15 protein-coding genes and 1 pseudogene are annotated in these 17,175 nt (G+C 65.0%); 14 read left to right on the top strand and 2 right to left on the bottom strand.

Features of this window, described 5'->3' with window-relative positions:
- The first annotated feature begins 68 nt into the window (after positions 1–68).
- Genes FXB38_RS27390 through FXB38_RS27350 form a run of 9 tightly spaced genes read left to right on the top strand, consistent with a single transcriptional unit; the run spans position 69 to position 8,212 of the window.
- Positions 69–1,106 carry an ABC transporter substrate-binding protein gene (locus FXB38_RS27390; RefSeq protein ID WP_148754044.1) on the top strand — a complete coding sequence of 346 codons (1,038 nt, stop codon included), beginning with the start codon at positions 69–71 and terminating at the stop codon, positions 1,104–1,106.
- A 27-nt stretch (positions 1,107–1,133) separates the two neighbouring features.
- Positions 1,134–2,174 (top strand): ABC transporter ATP-binding protein, encoded by a 1,041-nt coding sequence (locus FXB38_RS27385; protein ID WP_148754043.1) that lies wholly within the window; start codon positions 1,134–1,136, stop codon positions 2,172–2,174.
- Complete coding sequence (locus tag FXB38_RS27380; protein WP_148754042.1) at positions 2,171–3,046, top strand: ABC transporter permease; 876 nt, start codon at positions 2,171–2,173, stop codon at positions 3,044–3,046. Before FXB38_RS27385 ends, FXB38_RS27380 begins: the two co-directional genes overlap by 4 nt.
- Entirely contained in the window at positions 3,043–3,849 is an 807-nt protein-coding gene (locus tag FXB38_RS27375; RefSeq protein WP_148754041.1) for an ABC transporter permease, read from the top strand. Before FXB38_RS27380 ends, FXB38_RS27375 begins: the two co-directional genes overlap by 4 nt.
- Positions 3,850–3,857: 8 nt before the next feature.
- Positions 3,858–4,994: an NAD(P)/FAD-dependent oxidoreductase gene (locus FXB38_RS27370; protein WP_148754040.1), complete on the top strand. Its 1,137-nt coding sequence runs from the start codon at positions 3,858–3,860 to the stop codon at positions 4,992–4,994.
- Between the two features lie 27 nt (positions 4,995–5,021).
- Positions 5,022–5,318, top strand: a complete 297-nt coding sequence (locus FXB38_RS27365; RefSeq protein ID WP_018641635.1) for a (2Fe-2S)-binding protein — start codon at positions 5,022–5,024, stop codon at positions 5,316–5,318.
- Positions 5,315–6,733, top strand: coding sequence for an FAD/NAD(P)-dependent oxidoreductase (locus FXB38_RS27360; protein WP_148754039.1), 1,419 nt, complete (start codon positions 5,315–5,317; stop codon positions 6,731–6,733). The genes FXB38_RS27365 and FXB38_RS27360 overlap by 4 nt, the downstream gene beginning before the upstream one ends.
- Complete coding sequence (locus tag FXB38_RS27355) at positions 6,730–7,851, top strand: NAD(P)/FAD-dependent oxidoreductase (RefSeq protein WP_148754038.1); 1,122 nt, start codon at positions 6,730–6,732, stop codon at positions 7,849–7,851. Before FXB38_RS27360 ends, FXB38_RS27355 begins: the two co-directional genes overlap by 4 nt.
- Positions 7,852–7,864: 13 nt before the next feature.
- On the top strand, positions 7,865–8,212 hold the full coding sequence (locus FXB38_RS27350; protein WP_148754037.1) for a RidA family protein: 348 nt from the start codon (positions 7,865–7,867) through the stop codon (positions 8,210–8,212).
- 5 nt (positions 8,213–8,217) lie between these two features.
- Here FXB38_RS27350 and FXB38_RS27345 read toward each other — a convergent pair whose 3' ends face one another.
- Positions 8,218–9,135: a LysR family transcriptional regulator gene (locus FXB38_RS27345; RefSeq protein WP_148754036.1), complete on the bottom strand. Its 918-nt coding sequence runs from the start codon at positions 9,133–9,135 to the stop codon at positions 8,218–8,220.
- A 128-nt stretch (positions 9,136–9,263) separates the two neighbouring features.
- On the opposite strand from FXB38_RS27345, the gene FXB38_RS27340 reads away from it, so the two are divergent.
- From FXB38_RS27340 to FXB38_RS27325, 4 genes are all read left to right on the top strand, one after another.
- Positions 9,264–10,622, top strand: a complete 1,359-nt coding sequence (locus FXB38_RS27340) for an MFS transporter (RefSeq protein ID WP_148754035.1) — start codon at positions 9,264–9,266, stop codon at positions 10,620–10,622.
- Positions 10,619–11,119: a GAF domain-containing protein gene (locus FXB38_RS27335; protein ID WP_148754034.1), complete on the top strand. Its 501-nt coding sequence runs from the start codon at positions 10,619–10,621 to the stop codon at positions 11,117–11,119. Before FXB38_RS27340 ends, FXB38_RS27335 begins: the two co-directional genes overlap by 4 nt.
- Before the next feature lie 12 nt (positions 11,120–11,131).
- A complete protein-coding gene (locus FXB38_RS27330; RefSeq protein ID WP_148754033.1) occupies positions 11,132–12,379 on the top strand; it encodes a metal-dependent hydrolase family protein in 1,248 nt (415 codons plus the stop codon).
- Positions 12,380–12,510: 131 nt separating this feature from the next.
- Positions 12,511–14,124: an ABC-F family ATP-binding cassette domain-containing protein gene (locus FXB38_RS27325; RefSeq protein ID WP_148754032.1), complete on the top strand. Its 1,614-nt coding sequence runs from the start codon at positions 12,511–12,513 to the stop codon at positions 14,122–14,124.
- 251 nt (positions 14,125–14,375) lie between these two features.
- Here FXB38_RS27325 and FXB38_RS27320 read toward each other — a convergent pair whose 3' ends face one another.
- Positions 14,376–15,704: a dicarboxylate/amino acid:cation symporter gene (locus FXB38_RS27320; RefSeq protein ID WP_148754031.1), complete on the bottom strand. Its 1,329-nt coding sequence runs from the start codon at positions 15,702–15,704 to the stop codon at positions 14,376–14,378.
- Between the two features lie 123 nt (positions 15,705–15,827).
- Between FXB38_RS27320 and FXB38_RS27315 the strand changes: the two are divergent.
- Positions 15,828–17,140: pseudogene (locus FXB38_RS27315) on the top strand (solute carrier family 23 protein).
- Positions 17,141–17,175 lie beyond the last annotated feature (35 nt).

The following is a 17,175-nucleotide window of genomic DNA, read 5'->3' as shown; positions in this document are numbered from 1 at the left end:
GGCTTTGCGATCTTTTTCATCAAAGCTGGAGACAGCCCGTTTTTTCGGCAGATTGGAGATCGGACCACATGAAGACTTTTCGCCTCCTGACAGCGGTCAGCATCGCGGCGCTCGCCGTCCTTCCGTCGGCCGCCTTGGCCCAGCAGAAAACGCTCTATGTCGCCGGCTATGGCGGCTCGTTCGAGAAGACCATTCGTGATGAGGTGATCCCGACCTTCGAGAAGGAGAACGGCGTCAAGGTCGAATACGTCGCCGGCAATTCCACCGACACGCTGGCCAAGCTGCAGGCGCAGAAGGGCAATCAGCAGATCGACGTCGCCATCGTCGACGACGGCCCGATGTACCAGGCGATCCAGCTCGGCTTCTGTGGCAAGCTCGATGGCTTGCCGACGGCCGATCTCTACGACACTGCGCGCTTCAAGGACGATCGCGCCGTTGCGATCGGCATCGTCGCCACTGGCTTGATGTACAACACCAAGGTGTTTGCGGAGAAAGGTTGGGCGCCGCCGACCTCGTGGAATGATCTGAAGGACACGAAATACGCCAAGCAGCTGGTCATTCCGCCCATCAACAACACCTATGGCCTCGAAGCGCTGGTGATGCTGTCGAAGATGAACGGCGGCGGCGAGTCCAACGTCGATTCCGGCTTCAAGATCTTCAAGGAGCAGATCAATCCGAACGTGCTCGCCTATGAGCCGTCGCCGGGAAAGATGACCGAGCTGTTCCAGTCCGGCCAGGCCGTGATCGCGGTGTGGGGCACCGGCCGCGTCCAGAGCTTTGCCAACACCGGCTTCCCCGTCGACTTTGTTTATCCCAAGGAAGGTGCAGCGACGCTGCTGACGACGGCGTGTCCGATCGCCAAGCCGAACGCCTCGCCGCTGGCCTCAAACTTCGTCAAGATGCTGCTTGATCCCAAGATTCAGCTCGTGATGCTCAAGGACTACGGCTACGGCCCGGTGCTGAAATCGCTGGTGGTGCCGCCGGAGCTCGGCAAAATGGCGCCGATCGGCGAGCGCGCGGCTAAGCTCTACAATCCGGACTGGACAATCATCAACGACAAGCGCGAGGAGTGGACCAAGCGCTGGAACCGTGAGGTCGAGCGCTGATCTGATCGTCCGCAGCGGAGACAGCTCATGGCCTATCTCGAGCTCGATGGCGTGGCAAAACAGTTCGGCGCGCAGACTGTGGTCGACGACTTCAGTCTCGCGGTCGGCAAGGGGGAGTTCATCTCTTTCCTTGGCCCCTCCGGCTGCGGCAAGACCACGACGTTGCAGATGATCGCGGGCTTCCTCGATCCCACACGCGGCGCGATCCGCCTGGAGGACAAGGACCTGACCGCGATCCATCCGGCCAAGCGCGGGCTCGGCATCGTGTTCCAGAGCTACGCGCTGTTTCCGCACATGACGGCGGCGGAGAACGTTGCCTTTGGCCTCGAGATGCGCAACGTCCCGCGTAACGAGCTGGCCGAGCGCGTGCGTGCCGCGCTCGCAATGGTGGGCCTTGCCGGTTACGAGGAGCGCCATCCGCGCCGCATGTCCGGCGGCCAGCAGCAGCGCGTCGCGCTGGCGCGTGCGCTGGTAATCAAGCCGAGCGTGCTGCTGCTCGACGAGCCGCTGTCGAACCTCGACGCAAAATTGCGCGAGGAGATGCAGATCGAGCTGCGCCAGATCCAGCGCACCATCGGCACCACCACGATCCTCGTCACCCACGATCAGAACGAGGCGATGTCGCTGTCCGACCGTATCGTGGTCATGAGCCAGGGCAAGATCGAGCAGATCGGCACACCGCAGGAGACTTATGAGAAGCCGGTCTCGGCCTTCGTCTCGCAGTTTTTGGGCAAGACCAACGATTTTGCCGGGACGATTGATCGGACTGCAATTCCGGCGCGGTTGGTGGCGGGCTCCTGGAGCGCGCCGGCGCCGGCCGGGCTCAGTGGCCCTGTCACCGTCAGCATTCGTCCTGAACGTATCGGCTTTGGCGATGAGGGCCTCGGCGCAAAGATCGTCACGCGTATCTTCCAGGGCAATCACTGGCTGTTCCAGTGCGACAGCGAATGCGGCCCGGCGATCGTGATCCGCCAGAATGATGGTGAGAGGCAGCCAGCCGAAGGCGACGCCGTTCGTCTCACCTGGCGCCCCGAGGATATGAGCGTGCGTGCAAGGACCGTCACATGAGCGGGCTCGCCGAGGAGCGCAACGCGCGTGCACCTTGGGCGCTGACGGCGCCTGCCCTGATGCTGTTCGTCGGTGTGCTGCTGGTCCCGCTCGCGATGACCGTGATGCTGTCGTTCCACGATTGGGGCCAGTACAAGGGCATCGAGCCGGTCTTCATCCTGAAGAACTGGCAGGAGATCGCGACTGATTCCTATTACGCAGAAATGTTCTGGCGGACGTTTCGGATCGCGATCCTGACCACGCTGCTCACCGCTCTGCTCGGTGCGCCCGAAGCCTACATCCTCAACCGCATGAGCGGTCGCTGGAAGAGTTTTTTCCTGCTGGTCATCCTCGGGCCGCTGCTGATCTCCGTGGTGGCGCGCACGCTCGGTTGGGCGCTGCTGTTCGGCGGCAACAACGGCCTCGTCAACAAGCTCTTGATGTCGGCCGGGGTGATTCGCTTCCCCATTCCCTTCATGTTCACCGAGACCGGCATGGTCGTCGCGCTCGCGCATGTGATGATGCCGTTCATGGTGCTGTCGGTCTGGGCCGCACTGCAACGGCTCGATCCGCAGATCGAGAACGCCGCGATGTCGCTCGGTGCTGGTCCCGTGACTATCATCCGCCGCATCATCATGCCGCAGATCATGCCGGGCGTGCTGTCGGGGGCGATCATCGTGTTCTCGCTCTCGGCCAGCGCCTTCGCGACACCCGCGATCATCGGCGGCCGCCGCCTCAAGGTCGCGGCGACGCTCGCCTATGACGAATTCCTCAACACGCTGAACTGGCCGCTCGGCGCAGCCGTCGCCACGCTGCTGCTGGTGGCGCTGGTGCTGATCGTGGTCGGCAGCAACGCGCTGATCGAACGCCGCTACGCCGAGGTGTTCCGATGAGACGGAACGGCCCGTTGGCGCTGATCTTTCACACCATCTTCGTTGTCGTGATGGTGGCGCCGATCCTGGTGGTGTGCCTCGTCGCCTTCACCCCCGAAGGTTTTCTGTCGCTGCCGACCAACGGCTTTTCGCTGCGCTGGTTCAGGGCGATCGCCAACTATCCCGAATTCATCCACGCCTTCTGGGTCAGCCTTGGGTTAGGGGCGCTGTCTTCCTTCGTAGCGCTGCTGTTCGCGGTGCCGGCGGCGCTCGCAATTGCGCGTTATCGCTTCCGCGGTCGCGACGCGCTGGCGGCGCTGTTCCTGTCGCCGCTGATGATCCCGCATGTCGTGCTCGGCATCGCCTTCCTGCGCTTCTTCACCTCGGCCGGGCTCGGCGGCAGCTTTGCGGCGCTGATCATCGCCCATGTCATCATTGTATTTCCGTTCGCACTGCGGCTGACGCTGGCGGCGGCAACCGGCATGGACCTTTCGGTCGAGATGGCGGCGGTCTCGCTCGGCGCCGGCGGTTGGACGTTGTTTCGTCGTGTCACGCTGCCGCTGATCCTGCCCGGCGTCATCAGCGGGTGGGCGCTCGCCTTCATCCAGTCCTTCGACGATCTGACCATGACCGTCTTCCTCGCGGCGCCCGGCACCGAGACATTGCCGGTGCGCATGTTTCTTTATATCCAGGACAACATCGATCCGCTGGTGACGTCGGTCTCGGCCTGCGTGATCGCGATCACCATGACCGCCCTCATTCTGCTCGACCGCTTCTACGGGCTCGACCGCGTGCTCGCCGGCAAGGGCGATCCGGGACGATAGGAGAACTCATGTCAGGAGAATACGACGTCGCCGTCGTCGGCGGCGGATTGCTCGGCTCCGCAATTGCCTGGGGCCTGGGCCGGCTTGGCAAGAGCGTGGCCGTGCTGGACGAAGGCGACATCACCAAGCGCGCCTCACGCGCGAATTTTGCGCTGGTCTGGGTGCAGAGCAAGGGGCTCGGCATGCCCGCCTATACGGTCTGGACCGTGCAGGCGTCCCAAGCATGGAGCCGGCTGGCGTCGGAACTGAAGCAACAGACCGGACTCGACGTCGCGCTTCAGCAGAACGGCGGCTTTCATCTCACCCTCGGCGAGGACGAATTCGGCCAGCGCGCCGAGCTGGTCAAGCGTATGCACAACCAGGCGGGTGCTGCCGACTACAACATGGAGATGCTGTCTGCCTCCGAGGTGAAGAAGTCGCTGCCGCTGATAGGGCCGGAGGTTTCGGGCGGCAGCTATTGTCCGCTCGATGGCCACGTCAATTCGCTGCGCACCTTTCGCGCCTTCCACACCGGCTTCAGGGAATTCGGTATCGATTATTTCCCGGAGCAGCCGGTCTCGGCGATCAGCAAGAATGCCGGCGAATTCCGCCTGACCACGCCGAAGGGCGAGCTTCGCGCCGCCAAGATCGTGCTCGCAGCCGGCAATGCCAATCAGACGCTGGCGCCGATGGTCGGCCTCTATGCGCCGATGGGCCCGACCCGCGGCCAGATCGTGGTGACCGAACGCACCATGCCGTTCCTGCCGCATCCGCTGACCACGATCCGCCAGACCGACGAGGGCACGGTGATGATCGGCGACAGCAAGGAGGACGAGCTCGATGATCGCGCGCTGAAGCATTCGATCAGCGCGGTGATGACCGATCGCGCGCAGCGGATGTTTCCGCATCTGGCGCGGCTCAACGTGGTCCGAAGCTGGGCCGGCATTCGCGTCATGCCGCAGGACGGCTTTCCGATCTACGACCAGTCGGAGACGCATCCCGGCGCTTTCGTCGCCTGCTGTCATTCCGGCGTGACGCTCGCCTCCAACCACGCCTTCGAGATCGCGCGGATGGTGGCGCAAGGCGCGCTTGAGCCGGAGCTGGTCGGCGCGTTCTCGGCGAGCCGCTTCGGCGGCGCGGGCGCTGCGAACACCAGCGGCTATTAGAGATATCAAGGAGCCAAGAGGCATCCCATGTTTAGACGATCCGAACAGGACAAGCGCCCACAAGTGCAGATCTTCGTCGACGGCGTTGCCGTCGCTGCACGCCAGGGCGACACCGTCTCCGCCGCGCTGCTGGCATCCGGCCAGGACGCGCGACGTTCCACGGCGGTGAGCGGCGCGCCGCGTCTGCCCTATTGCATGATGGGCGTGTGCTTCGACTGCCTCGTCACCATCGACGGCGTCGGAAATCGCCAGGGCTGCCTCGTGCCCGTCGCCGAGGGCATGCAGATCGAAATCCAGAAGGGCAAGCGGGAGATCGGAAGATGACTGTGGCTCCCAAGCGCGAAGATTATGACGTCGTGGTGATCGGCGCCGGGCCAGCGGGCCTCGCGGCCGCCGCGACATCCGCCGAAGCGGGCCTGTCGACGCTGCTGCTCGACGAGAACATCGGTCCCGGCGGCCAGGTGTTTCGTGCCATCTCCTCGACGCCGGTGACCGAGCGCAGCCAGCTTGGTGCCGACTATTGGGTCGGTGCCGATCTCGTGCAGTCGCTCCGCGCGAGCAGCGCCGAGGTCATTCACCGTGCCACGGTCTGGAGCCTCGACCGCAATCTCGACGTCGCCGTCTCCATCGGCGGCGCCTCGGCCTTCGTCAAGGCGAGGCGCGTCATCCTCGCGACCGGCGCGCTGGAGCGGCCGTTTCCGATTCCCGGCTGGACATTGCCGGGCGTGATGACGGCAGGCGCCGCGCAGACCATGCTGAAATCGTCGGCGCTGGTCCCGGATGGCCGCACCGTGATCGCGGGGCAGGGGCCGCTGCTCTGGCTGCTCGCGGCGCAGATCTTGCGCCTCGGCGGCCGCATCGACCGCATCCTCGACACGACCGGGCGCCGCAATTATTTCGCCGCGCTGCCGCACGCCTTCGCCTTTCTGACCTCGTCCTATTTCACCAAGGGCTTGTCGATGATGCGCGAGGTGAAAGCGAAAGTGCAGGTCGTCTCCGGCGTCACTGAGCTTGCCGGCGCCGGTGACGGCCAGCTCGCGAGCGTCAACTATGTCGCCGGTGGCAAGCGCGAGACCATCCCTGTGGATCTCCTGCTGTTGCATCAGGGCGTCGTGCCCAACGTCAACCTTGCGATGTCCGCAGACGTTAAGCATCGCTGGGATGATCTGCAGCTGTGCTGGTCGCCAGTGCTCGACGCCAGCGGCAATTCGTCGGTCGCCGGCATCGCGATCGCCGGTGACGGCGCCGGCATCGGCGGCGCGAATGCTGCCGTGGTGCGCGGTCGCATCGCGGCGCGCGCGGCGGTGGAAGCACTGACACCCGCCGCTGCTGCGAAGCTTCCCGCGATGGCCATGCTCCGCGCCGATCTCGCCAGGGCCGAGCGCGGCCGCGTCTTCCTCGACACGCTGTTCCGCCCGTCGCTGCAGTTCCGCATTCCCTCGGGTGACACCATCGTCTGCCGATGCGAAGAGGTCACCGCAAAGGACGTTCTCGATTCCGTTGCGATCGGCGCGACCGGGCCGAACCAGCTCAAGGCCTATCGCCGCACCGGCATGGGCCCGTGCCAGGGCCGGCTCTGCGGCCTCACCGTCACCGAGCTGATGGCGCAGGCACGTAGCAAGAGCCCGCAGGAGATCGGCTATTACCGGCTGCGCGCACCAGTGAAGCCAATCACGCTGGCCGAACTCGCCGCCGTTCCGAAGAGCGAGGACGACGTCAAGGCGGTGGTGCGCGGATGACCCAAAACGTGGATGCGATCGTCGTCGGCGGCGGCATCCACGGATGCTCGACCGCGCTACATCTATGCCTTGCTGGCCTGAAGCCGGTGCTGATCGAGAAGGACTATGCCGGCCGCCACGCCTCCGGCGTCAATGCGGGCGGCGTCCGCCAGCTCGCGCGGCATATCCCCGAGATCCCGCTCTCGATCCGCTCGATGGGGATCTGGGAGCAGATCAAGGATCTTCTCGACGACGATTGCAGCTTTGAGAGTCACGGCCAGGTGCTTGTCGCCGAGAACGAGGAGGAGCTCGCGGTCTGTCGCGCGCGCGTCGCCGAGCTCAACGCGCTCGGCTTTACCCATGAGGAACTGATCGACGCGACCGAGCTGCGGCGGTTGGTGCCGGCGGTCGCCGAAACCTGCCCCGGCGGCGTGGTTTCGCGCCGTGACGGCGCGGCCAATCCGGCGCAGACGACGACGGCGTTCCGGCGCAAGGCCGAGCGGCTCGGCGCGATCGCGCGCGAGGGCGTAGCAGCCAGCAATATCCGCTACAGCGACGGTCTCTGGCATGTCGATATCGGCACCGAAGCCTTTGCCGCGCCGGTGCTCGTCAACGCCGCCGGCGCCTGGGCCGGCAAGATCGCGGCTGCGCTTGGCGAGCCGGTGCCGGTCGAGACCGTGGCGCCGATGCTGATGATCACCTCGCGCGTGCCGCATTTCATCGACCCCGTCGTGATCCTGCGCGGGCGAAAGCTCTCCTTCAAGCAATTCTCCAACGGCACCGTGCTGATCGGTGGCGGCCATCTGGCCACGCCCTATCAGGACCGCAACGAGACGGTGCTGGACTGGAAGAGCCTCGCGACCAGCGCGCGCACCGTGTTCGAGCTGTTCCCGGTGATGCGCAGCGCCACGATCGTCCGCGCCTGGGCCGGCATCGAGGCGAAGATGAAGGACGACATTCCCGTGCTCGGGCCGAGCAGCCGCCATAAGGGCCTCTATCACCAATTCGGCTTCTCGCTGCACGGTTTCCAGCTCGGCCCCGGCGCCGGCGCCGTGATGGCGGAGCTGATCGTCAATGGTGGCACCCAGACCCGAATCGGCGATCTCGGCATCGACCGCTTCCATCCTTCCGCGCTCTAAGAAGAGGACCATCATGAGCATCACTCGCAGCATCCGCACGCCCATCATGCACCGCGCCGTCGAAGCCAACGGCTTCGTCTTCGTCGGCGGCACCATTGCCGACGACACCTCGGTCTCGATGGGCGACCAGACCCGCAACATCCTCGGCAAGATCGCCGGCTATCTGAAGGAGGCCGGCACCGACCAGACCCGAATCGTCAGCGCCTCGATCTTCGTCACGGATCTCTCCAGGAAAAAGGAGATGGATGCGGCCTGGACCGGGTTCTTCGGCGACAATCTGCCGGCCCGCGCCACCGTCGGTGTCGCCGATCTCGGCGGTGGCGCGCTGATCGAGGTGGTGGTCACCGCCCTCAAGGGCTGATCCGGTCAGTCAGATTGGGCAAACATCCCGACCAGAGTCTCGCGCAGCCAGCGCTGCGCGGGGACAGTATCGTTACGCTGGTGCCAGAACAGACTGACGATGCGCGGCGGCGCCTGGAGCGGAAGCGGCATCGCATGCAGGAACGGCGCGTGGCGCGACTGCGAGCGGAGATCGCGCGGCAGCACCGCAACGAGATCTGACTGCCGCACGATCTCGTAGGCGGCGCTGTAATGATTGACGGTCGCGACCAGATTGCGCGACAGCCCGCGCGAGGCGAGAAAGAGGTCGTAGGACGGCAGCGTCTTTCCGGCGAGGCTCACATCGACGTGCCCCGCGTTGAGGAAGGCGCGCGTGCTCAGCCGTTTTCCGGCGGCGAGCGGATGATCGCGCCGCATGAAGCAGGCATAGTCGACGGTCCAAAGTGAGCGTGAGCGAATGGCGGCCGGCTGCTGCGCCTCGTTGACATAGACGCTCAACACGCAGTCCACCCGGTTGTCCTCGAGCTGGTCGGCGATCTCGATGACGGTGTTGGGAACGGTATGGACGCGTGCCTTCGGCGCGATCTCGCCAAGATGGTTCACGAGCTTCGGCATGACCAGCGAGGCCACGTAATCCGACATCGACAGGCTGAACTCGATCTGCGCGCGGCCGGGATCGAACACCCGCTCGTCGAGCGCGCCGCGCATGCTTTCGAGCGCCTCGCCGATCGGCTCCCACAGCGCCACGGCGCGCTGGGTAGGACTGATCCCGGTGCCTGACCGCACGAACAGAGGATCGCCGAGCGCGTCGCGCAGACGCGCGAGCGCGTTGCTGACGGCCGGCTGCGTCATCGTCAGCGCGTTGGCGGCGCGCGTGACGCTGCCCTCGGTCATCAGGGCCTCGAACACTTTCAGGAGGTTGAGGTCGAGCGCGCGGAACGACACGGGCGGATATTCACCATGGTGATATGTTAGATCATGATTATAAATTATGACGATAATGTCACCTTGTCTATGGTTCCCTCCCGAACGACACGCGGCGCGCCGGGGCCGTCAGATCGAGGGGGACTTTCATGTCGATGATATCGGCGCGCATCGAGCGCCTTCCGTTCGCGCGCTTCCACGCGCATCTCCTGCTGATGGGCGGGCTCGGCTACACGTTCGACGCGATGGATGCGGCGGTGCTCGCCTTCATCCTGCCGGTGCTGCGCACGGCCTGGAATTTGTCGAGCGTCCAGATCGGTGTGCTCGGCAGCAGCACCTATATCGGCTTTCTGTTCGGGGCATTGCTCGCCGGCACGCTCGGCGATTTGATCGGTCGCCGCGCGGTGATGATGTCGGCGCTGGCGCTTTACTGTGCGGCGTCCATCGCCAGCGCGATGGTGGATAGCTGGCCGTCCTTCTTCGCAGCCCGCGTTGTCGCCGGCATGGGCACCGGCGCGGAGAGTGCGATCATTGCACCCTATCTCGCCGAATTCGTGGCGCGGCGTTACCGCGGCAGCTTTACCGGCGCGCTGGCCGGCTTCTTCTCCTTTGGGTTCGTCGCCGCGGCCTTGCTCGGTTACTTCATCGTGCCCGCCTATGATAACGGCTGGCGCATCGTACTGGTGATCACGGCGGTGCCGGTCGTCATGCTGCTGTGGTGGCGGAAGGCCTTGCCGGAATCGCCGCGCTGGCTCGAAAGCCGGGGACGGGAGAAGGAAGCCGAAATCGTCCTCGACAGGATCGAGGCACGCTTTGCGCGCGAAGGCCTTGTCCTGCCGCCGCCGGTCGTCGAAGCCACAACACCGACCGGTACGGGTGGAACGCTGCTGGCCAATTTCGCAGCGCTTCTGGCGGCCCGCCAGGCGCGCATCACCATCATGACCTGGATCATGTGGCTCGCGATCACCTTCAGCTATTATTCCTTCTTCGTCTGGATCCCAGGTCTTTTGGTCCAGAACGGCATGAGCATCACCAAGAGCTTCGCCTATTCGATCGCGATCTATTGCGCGCAGATTCCCGGCTATTTCAGCGCCGCGTATTTCAACGAGCGCATCGGGCGGCAGGCAACGATCGCGACGTACATGGTGCTCGGCGGCGCCAGCGCACTCGGCCTCGCCTTCGCGCAGAGCGACCAGCAGATCATGGCCGCGGGAATCTTGCTGTCGTTCTTCATGAACGGCACCTATGCCGGCGTCTATGCCTACACGGCCGAGGTGTTCCCGACGGCGGTCAGAACCACCGGCGCGGGGCTCGCTTCCGCGATCGGCCGCATCGGTGCGATCGTCTCGCCGATCCTGGTCGGCTACCTCTATCCCAATTTCGGCTTTGCCGGCGTGTTCGGCGTTACCACCACCGTGCTGCTGCTGGGGGCGGTCACCGTCGTGCTGATGGGCGTACCGACGCGCGGCCGGTCGCTGGAAGAGATCGCGGCGGGCGAGGTTGCATGACGCGGATCAAGCCAAAGGCTGATCCCTGGCTCTGCGCCGTCGCGGCAGCGCAGAGCAGCGTGGACCAGCCGAATGCGTTGTTCGCAGCGCTCGACCGGGCCGTGAAGTCGGCGATCGGGCACAAGCTGTTCACGATCCTGGCATACGACGACGCCAGCGGCGAAGCGGCGCGGGTCTATTCCAATCTTCCCGGACCCTATCCCGCGGGCGGACGCAAGCGCCTGGCGCCGGGTCCATGGACCGAGGCCGTGCTCGACCGCGGCGAGGCCTATATCGGCCGTACGCAGGACGATTTGCGCAACGTATTTTCCGACCACGAGCTGATCACCTCGCTTGGCTGCGCCAGCGTGCTCAACATGCCCGTGCGCTGGCGCGGACGCACGCTCGGCTCGCTCAATCTGCTGCACGAGGCGGGCTGGTATGACGAGGACGACGTCGCCGCCTGTCTCCCGTTTGCCCAGCTCACATTGCCGGCACTGCTTGCGCAGGCGCCCTGACAGGAAACCACCATGCCCAGCATCCTCTTCAAGAACGCCGCCCTGCTCGACCCCCTCCAGCCGGAGTTGCTGAGCGGCCATGACGTGCTGGTCGAGAACGATCTGGTCAGGGAGGTCTCGGATCGGCCGATCAAGGTCGCCGCCGATCGAACCATCGATCTGAAGGGCAAGACGCTGATGCCCGGCCTGATCGATCTTCACGTGCACACCATCGCGATCGAGCTCAACCTGGCGCAGCAGGTCCACATTCCCAACGTGCTGGTGACGCTGCGCTCGACGCTTCTGTTGCGCGGCATGCTGCGGCGAGGCTTTACGACCGTCCGTGATGCCGGCGGCGCCGGCCACGCGATGAAGCAGGCGATCGAGACCGGCCTGACCGACGGTCCGCGGCTGTTCGTGTCCGGCCGAGCGCTGAGCCAGACAGGCGGCCACGGCGACATGCGGGCGCGTTCGGACTACCTCGCCAGCGACGCGGTCTGTCCCTGCTGCGTGCGCGTCGGCGCGCTGGCGCGTGTTGCCGACGGTGTCGACGGCGTGCGCAAGGCGGTGCGCGAAGAGCTCCAGATGGGTGCCGACCAGATCAAGATCATGGCGTCCGGCGGCGTTGCTTCTCCGACCGATCCGGTCGGCGCCTTCGGCTACTCCGAGGACGAGATCCGCGCCATCGTCGAGGAGGCGCGGGGCCGGCAGACTTATGTGCTCGCCCATGCCTATACCGCCGCGGCAATCGCGCGCGCGGTCCGCTGCGGCGTGCGCACCATCGAGCACGGCAATCTCGTCGACGAGCCGACCGCGCGCCTGATGGCCGAGAAGGACGCCTATGTGGTGCCGACGCTGGTGACCTATGAAGCCCTTGCCAATGAGGGCGCGCAGTACGGTCTGCCGCCGGAGAGTGTCGCCAAGATCGCCGACGTCCGCGACGCCGGCCTGCGCTCGCTCGAGATCTATCGCAAGGCCGGGGTGAAGATGGGCTATGGCAGCGATCTGCTTGGGCCGTCGCAGCGCCTCCAGAGCGACGAATTTCGCATCCGCGCCGAAATTCAGGGCGCACGCGAGGTCATCGCCAGCGCGACATTGGTCGGAGCCGAGGTGCTCGGCATGGAAGGCAAGCTCGGCCGGATCGTGCCCGAAGCTCTCGCGGATCTGCTGGTGGTCGACGGCAACCCGTTGCGCGACGTGACGTGCCTGCTCGGTCAGGGCGAGCGCATTCCGCTGGTGATGAAGGCGGGCAAGGTCCAGTTCGACAGGCTGGCCGCCTAGCGGGTCTCGCCGAGGACAAGGCTTGATCTTGGCGCCCGGCGGGATTATCAGCGGGCACCCAACAAGGATATTCGCAGCCATGGATTTTACCCCGACCGCAACGCCGATCCGCTTTGCTCACGGGGAATTCCATGCCTGCTTCAATCATCCTGTCGCGCCTGTCGCTGGCCACGCCTGACGGCCGCTCGCTTCTCTCCAACATCGATCTGACCTTCGGCACTGAGCGAGCCGGGCTCGTCGGCCGCAATGGCGTCGGCAAGACGACTCTGCTCGCCGCGATCACGGGCGAGCACGTTCCGCAGTCGGGGCGTGTGATCGCCAACGGCACCGTTGGGCTGCTGCGCCAGGACGCCCAGCTCCGCGCGGGTGCTGTGGTCGTCGACCTCTTCGGCGTGCGCGATGCGCTGGACCTGCTGCGTCGGGCCGAGCGTGGCGAAGCCTCGGCCGAGGAGGTCGCCGATGTCGACTGGACTATCGAGACGCGGCTTGCATCGGCCTTGGCCCGCGTTGGCTTCGATATCGACCCCGACACGGAATTGGACCGCTTGTCGGGCGGGCAGGTTACGCGCGTTCGTCTTGCCGCGCTGCTCTTTGCCGAGCCGGACTTCCTGCTACTGGACGAGCCCACCAACAATCTCGATCGGGACGGGCGCCGTGCCGTGATTGATCTCCTGGCCGCCTGGCGCGGCGGCGCGATCGTCGTCAGCCATGACCGCGCCCTGCTCGAGACGATGGACGCTATCGTCGAGCTGACCTCGCTTGGCGCCACGAGATATGGTGGCAATTGGAGCAGCTATCGCGCGCAGAAGTCCGTCGAGCTCGCCGCCGTCCGGCACGACCTCGCGCATGCCGAGAAGCACCTGTCCGAGATCGACGGCAAGGCGCAGGAGGCGTCCGAGCGGAAAGCGCGCAAGGACAGCGGTGGCAAGAGGAAGCGCGCCAAGGCCGACATGCCGCGTATTCTCGCCGGTGCACGTCGGGATCGCAGCGAGGACAGCGGCGGCAAGACTGCGCAGATCACTGAGCGGCGGCGCGCGGAAGCGCTCGATGCAGTCGGCACCGCGCGCCGGCGCATCGAGGTCCTTCAGCCGCTGTCCGTAAAGCTGCCCTCGACGCAGCTGCCGGCGGGGAGGGAGGTGGTCTGGCTCGATCGCGTCAGTGCTGGCTATCAGCCGGAGCGACCGGTCTTGCGTAATCTATCGCTCACCATTGTTGGGCCGGAGCGTGTCGCGATTGTCGGGCCGAACGGCTCCGGCAAGACGACGCTGTTGAAGCTCATTGCTGGCGAGATGCGCCCCGTCTCGGGCACCGTGCGGGTCAGGCCTGACTTTGCGCTGTTCGACCAGAAGGTCAGCCTGCTCGATCCCGCGATCTCGATCCTCGACAATTTCGGGCGCCTCAATCCAAGGGCCGGCGCGAATGAGTGCCATGCCGCGCTGGCGCGCTTCATGTTTCGCGCCGATGCCGCCCTGCAGATCGTCGGCAGCCTGAGCGGCGGCCAGCTGTTTCGCGCGGGGCTCGCCTGCGTGCTGGGCGGATCGAGGCCGCCGTCACTGCTGATCCTGGACGAGCCGACCAATCATCTGGACCTCGAGTCAATCGAAGCCGTCGAAGCCGGCTTGAGGGCCTATGACGGCGCGCTGCTCGTCGTCAGCCATGACGAGGCGTTCCTGCAGGCCATCGGCGTCACGCGCCGGGTCGATCTTGCCACCTCGCGGCAATTGTTCGGCGCGGTAGAGCAATGATGCCGACCCGCGGCTGATTATCCTTCGCGGGAAAAGGGCAGTTGCGCGCCAATGGCGGATCATCTGATCCCGCCCGATCGTTCGGATATATTCTCAAAAACCCGACGCTCTGCCCCCAGCGCGTCGGGTGGAATGAATGAGTATCAATCGGTGATCCCAATGCCGTTGTTGTGACGCTTGCTGTACCAATTGACCACTCCGGGAAACTACCGCATCGGAACCAGGCTGCGACTGCCTGTTCCTCGCGGCGTCTAAGCGCTGCCGCCAGGCTCCAGCGCTTCGCCCATCTCCAGCGGATGCGCCATCGCCTCGTGCAGCGCGTCGCGGTCGAGCTCTCCTTCCGAGATGCTGATGACGACGCAGGCGACGCCGTTGCCGATGAGGTTGGTCAGCGCGCGGCACTCACTCATGAACTTGTCGATGCCGACCAGGATCGCGATCGACTGGATCGGAATGTCGGGCACGATCGAGAGCGTCGCGGCGAGCGTGATGAAGCCGGCGCCGGTCACGCCCGATGCGCCCTTTGAGGTGATCATGGCGATGCCCAAGATGCCGAGCTCCTGCCAGATCGTCAGATGGGTGTTGGTCGCCTGCGCGAGGAACAGCGTCGCCAGCGTCATGTAGATGTTGGTGCCGTCGAGGTTGAAGCTGTAGCCGGTCGGAATCACGAGGCCGACCACCGAGCGCGAGGCGCCGAGATGTTCCATCTTCTGGATCATCTGCGGCAGCACCGTCTCCGACGACGAGGTGCCGAGTACGATCAGCAATTCGTCCTTGATGTAGGCGATGAAGCGCAGGATCGAGAAGCCAGAGAGCCGCGCGATCGAGCCCAGCACGATCAGCACGAACAGGATGCTGGTGAGATAGAACGTGCCGATCAGGGCGGCGAGGTTGAGCAGCGAGCCGAGGCCGTAGGCCCCGACGGTGAACGCCATCGCGCCGAATGCGCCGATCGGCGCCACGCGCACGATGATGCGGATGATGCCGAAGAACATCTTTGCGGCCTTGTCGATCGCCTCCGCGATCGGCTCGCCGGTCTTGCCGAGGAAGGCGATGGCGAAGCCGGAGAGGATCGAGACCAGCAGCACCTGCAACAGGTCGCCGCGCGCGATTGCGCCGACATAGCTGTCGGGGATGATCGCCATCAGATGGGCGACGATGCCCTCCTCCTTGGCTTTGGTGACGTAGGTCGCGACCGACTTCGGGTCGATCGTGGCGGGATCGATGTTGAAGCCGTGCCCGGGCTGGAGAATCTCGCCGACCAGGAGGCCGATGGCGAGCGCGACGGTTGAGACGGTCTCGAAATAGATCAGCGATTTCAGTCCGACCCGGCCGACGCGCTTGAGGTCGCCCATCGAGGAGATGCCGTGCACCACGGTGCAGAAGATCACCGGCGCGATCATCATCTTGATCAGCGCAATGAAGCCGTCGCCGAGCGGCTTCAGCGCCTTGCCGAGGTCCGGGTAGAAATAGCCGATCAGCACGCCGAGCGCGATCGCGATCAGGACCTGGATGTAAAGGATCTTGTACCAGGGTTGATGCCGACGATGAACGGCTGGCTGGATCGCGACTTGTGTCATATTATTCGGCCCGGAACGCCTTGATCTTGCATGATTTACATCATGTGATGTTCGCCGCATAAGCAACAATCACATTTTTGTCGGATCGCACGAACATCAATCGCTGCACCGCAACGGGGGAACATGTCGAACGCAACCGGCTCGGACGAGCAGGCGCATAGCTATTTTCCGCGTTGGAAGCTGAAGACCTCGGGCGTGATCATGCCGGAGGAGCGGCTGTCATGGGGACAGACCTTTGTTTCCGGTCTCCAGCATTGCGTTGCAATGTCGGGGTCGACGATCATCGCGCCGCTGCTGATGGGGTTCGATCCCAACGTTGCGGTCCTGTTCTCCGGCGTCGGCACGCTGATCTTCTTCGTCATCGTCGCGGGCCGCGTGCCGAGCTATCTCGGCTCGAGCTTCGCGTTCATCGCCGTCGTCATCGCCGCCACCGGCTATGCCGGGCACGGGCCGAACCCGAACCTGTCGGTTGCGCTCGGCGGCATCGTCGGCGCTGGTGTGTTGTACGGCGTGATCGCGCTGATCGTGATGTGGTCGGGCATCGGTTGGGTCGAGCGCCTGATGCCGCCGGCCGTCACCGGCGCCGTGGTCGCCGCGATCGGCCTCAACCTCGCGCCCGTGGCCGTCAAGGCGGTGAGCGCCAACGCGTTCGAGACCTGGATCGGGCTCGCGACCGTTCTGATCATCGGCGTGGTCGCCGTTGCGGCTCCCGGCCTGTGGCGCCGTCTGCCGATCATCCTCGGCGCAATCGGCGGATATCTGTTGTATCTGCTGTTCGCGAACGGCCTCGGCTTCGGTAAGCCGATCGACTTCACGCGGCCGCGCCGTGGTTCGGCCTGCCGAACTTTACGACGCCGACCTTCCATGCCGATGCGATCTTTCTGATCGCGCCGGTTGCGGTCATTCTCGTCGCCGAGAACCTCGGTCACATCAAGGCCGTCGGCGCCATGACCGGCCGCAGCCTCGATGGCTATCTCGGCCGCGCTTTGTTTGCCGACAGCCTCGCGACGATCGTCGCCGCTTGCGGCGGCGGCACTGGCGTAACCACCCATGCCGAGAACATCGGCGTCATGGCGGCGACGAAGGTCTATTCGAGTCTGCTGTTTGCCTTCGCCGCGACCGTGTCGCTGCTGCTCGGCTTCTCGCCGAAATTCGGTGCGCTGATCCTGTCGATCCCCGGTCCTGTTATCGGCGGCCTTTCGATCGTGCTGTTCGGTTTGATCGCGGCGATGGCGGGCCGGATCTGGGTCGAGAACAAGGTCGATTTCGCAAACCCTGCGAACCTGATCACCGTCGCCGTCGCGCTGACCGCAGGTGCCGGCGACCTCACGCTGAAATTCGGCGCGTTCACCATCGGCGGAATCGGCACCGCCACCTTCGGCGCGATCATTCTCTACCAGATCCTGACCTCTCCGATCGCACGCCGCGCGGAATGAATCGCAGGGATGCGCTAGTGGATGGAACAAAACAC

It is taken from the genome of Bradyrhizobium cytisi (assembly GCF_008123515.1).
Lineage (GTDB): Bacteria > Pseudomonadota > Alphaproteobacteria > Rhizobiales > Xanthobacteraceae > Bradyrhizobium > Bradyrhizobium cytisi.
The sequence above is the reverse complement of the archived record's forward strand: the minus strand, read 5'-3'. Positions and strand labels throughout refer to the sequence as shown.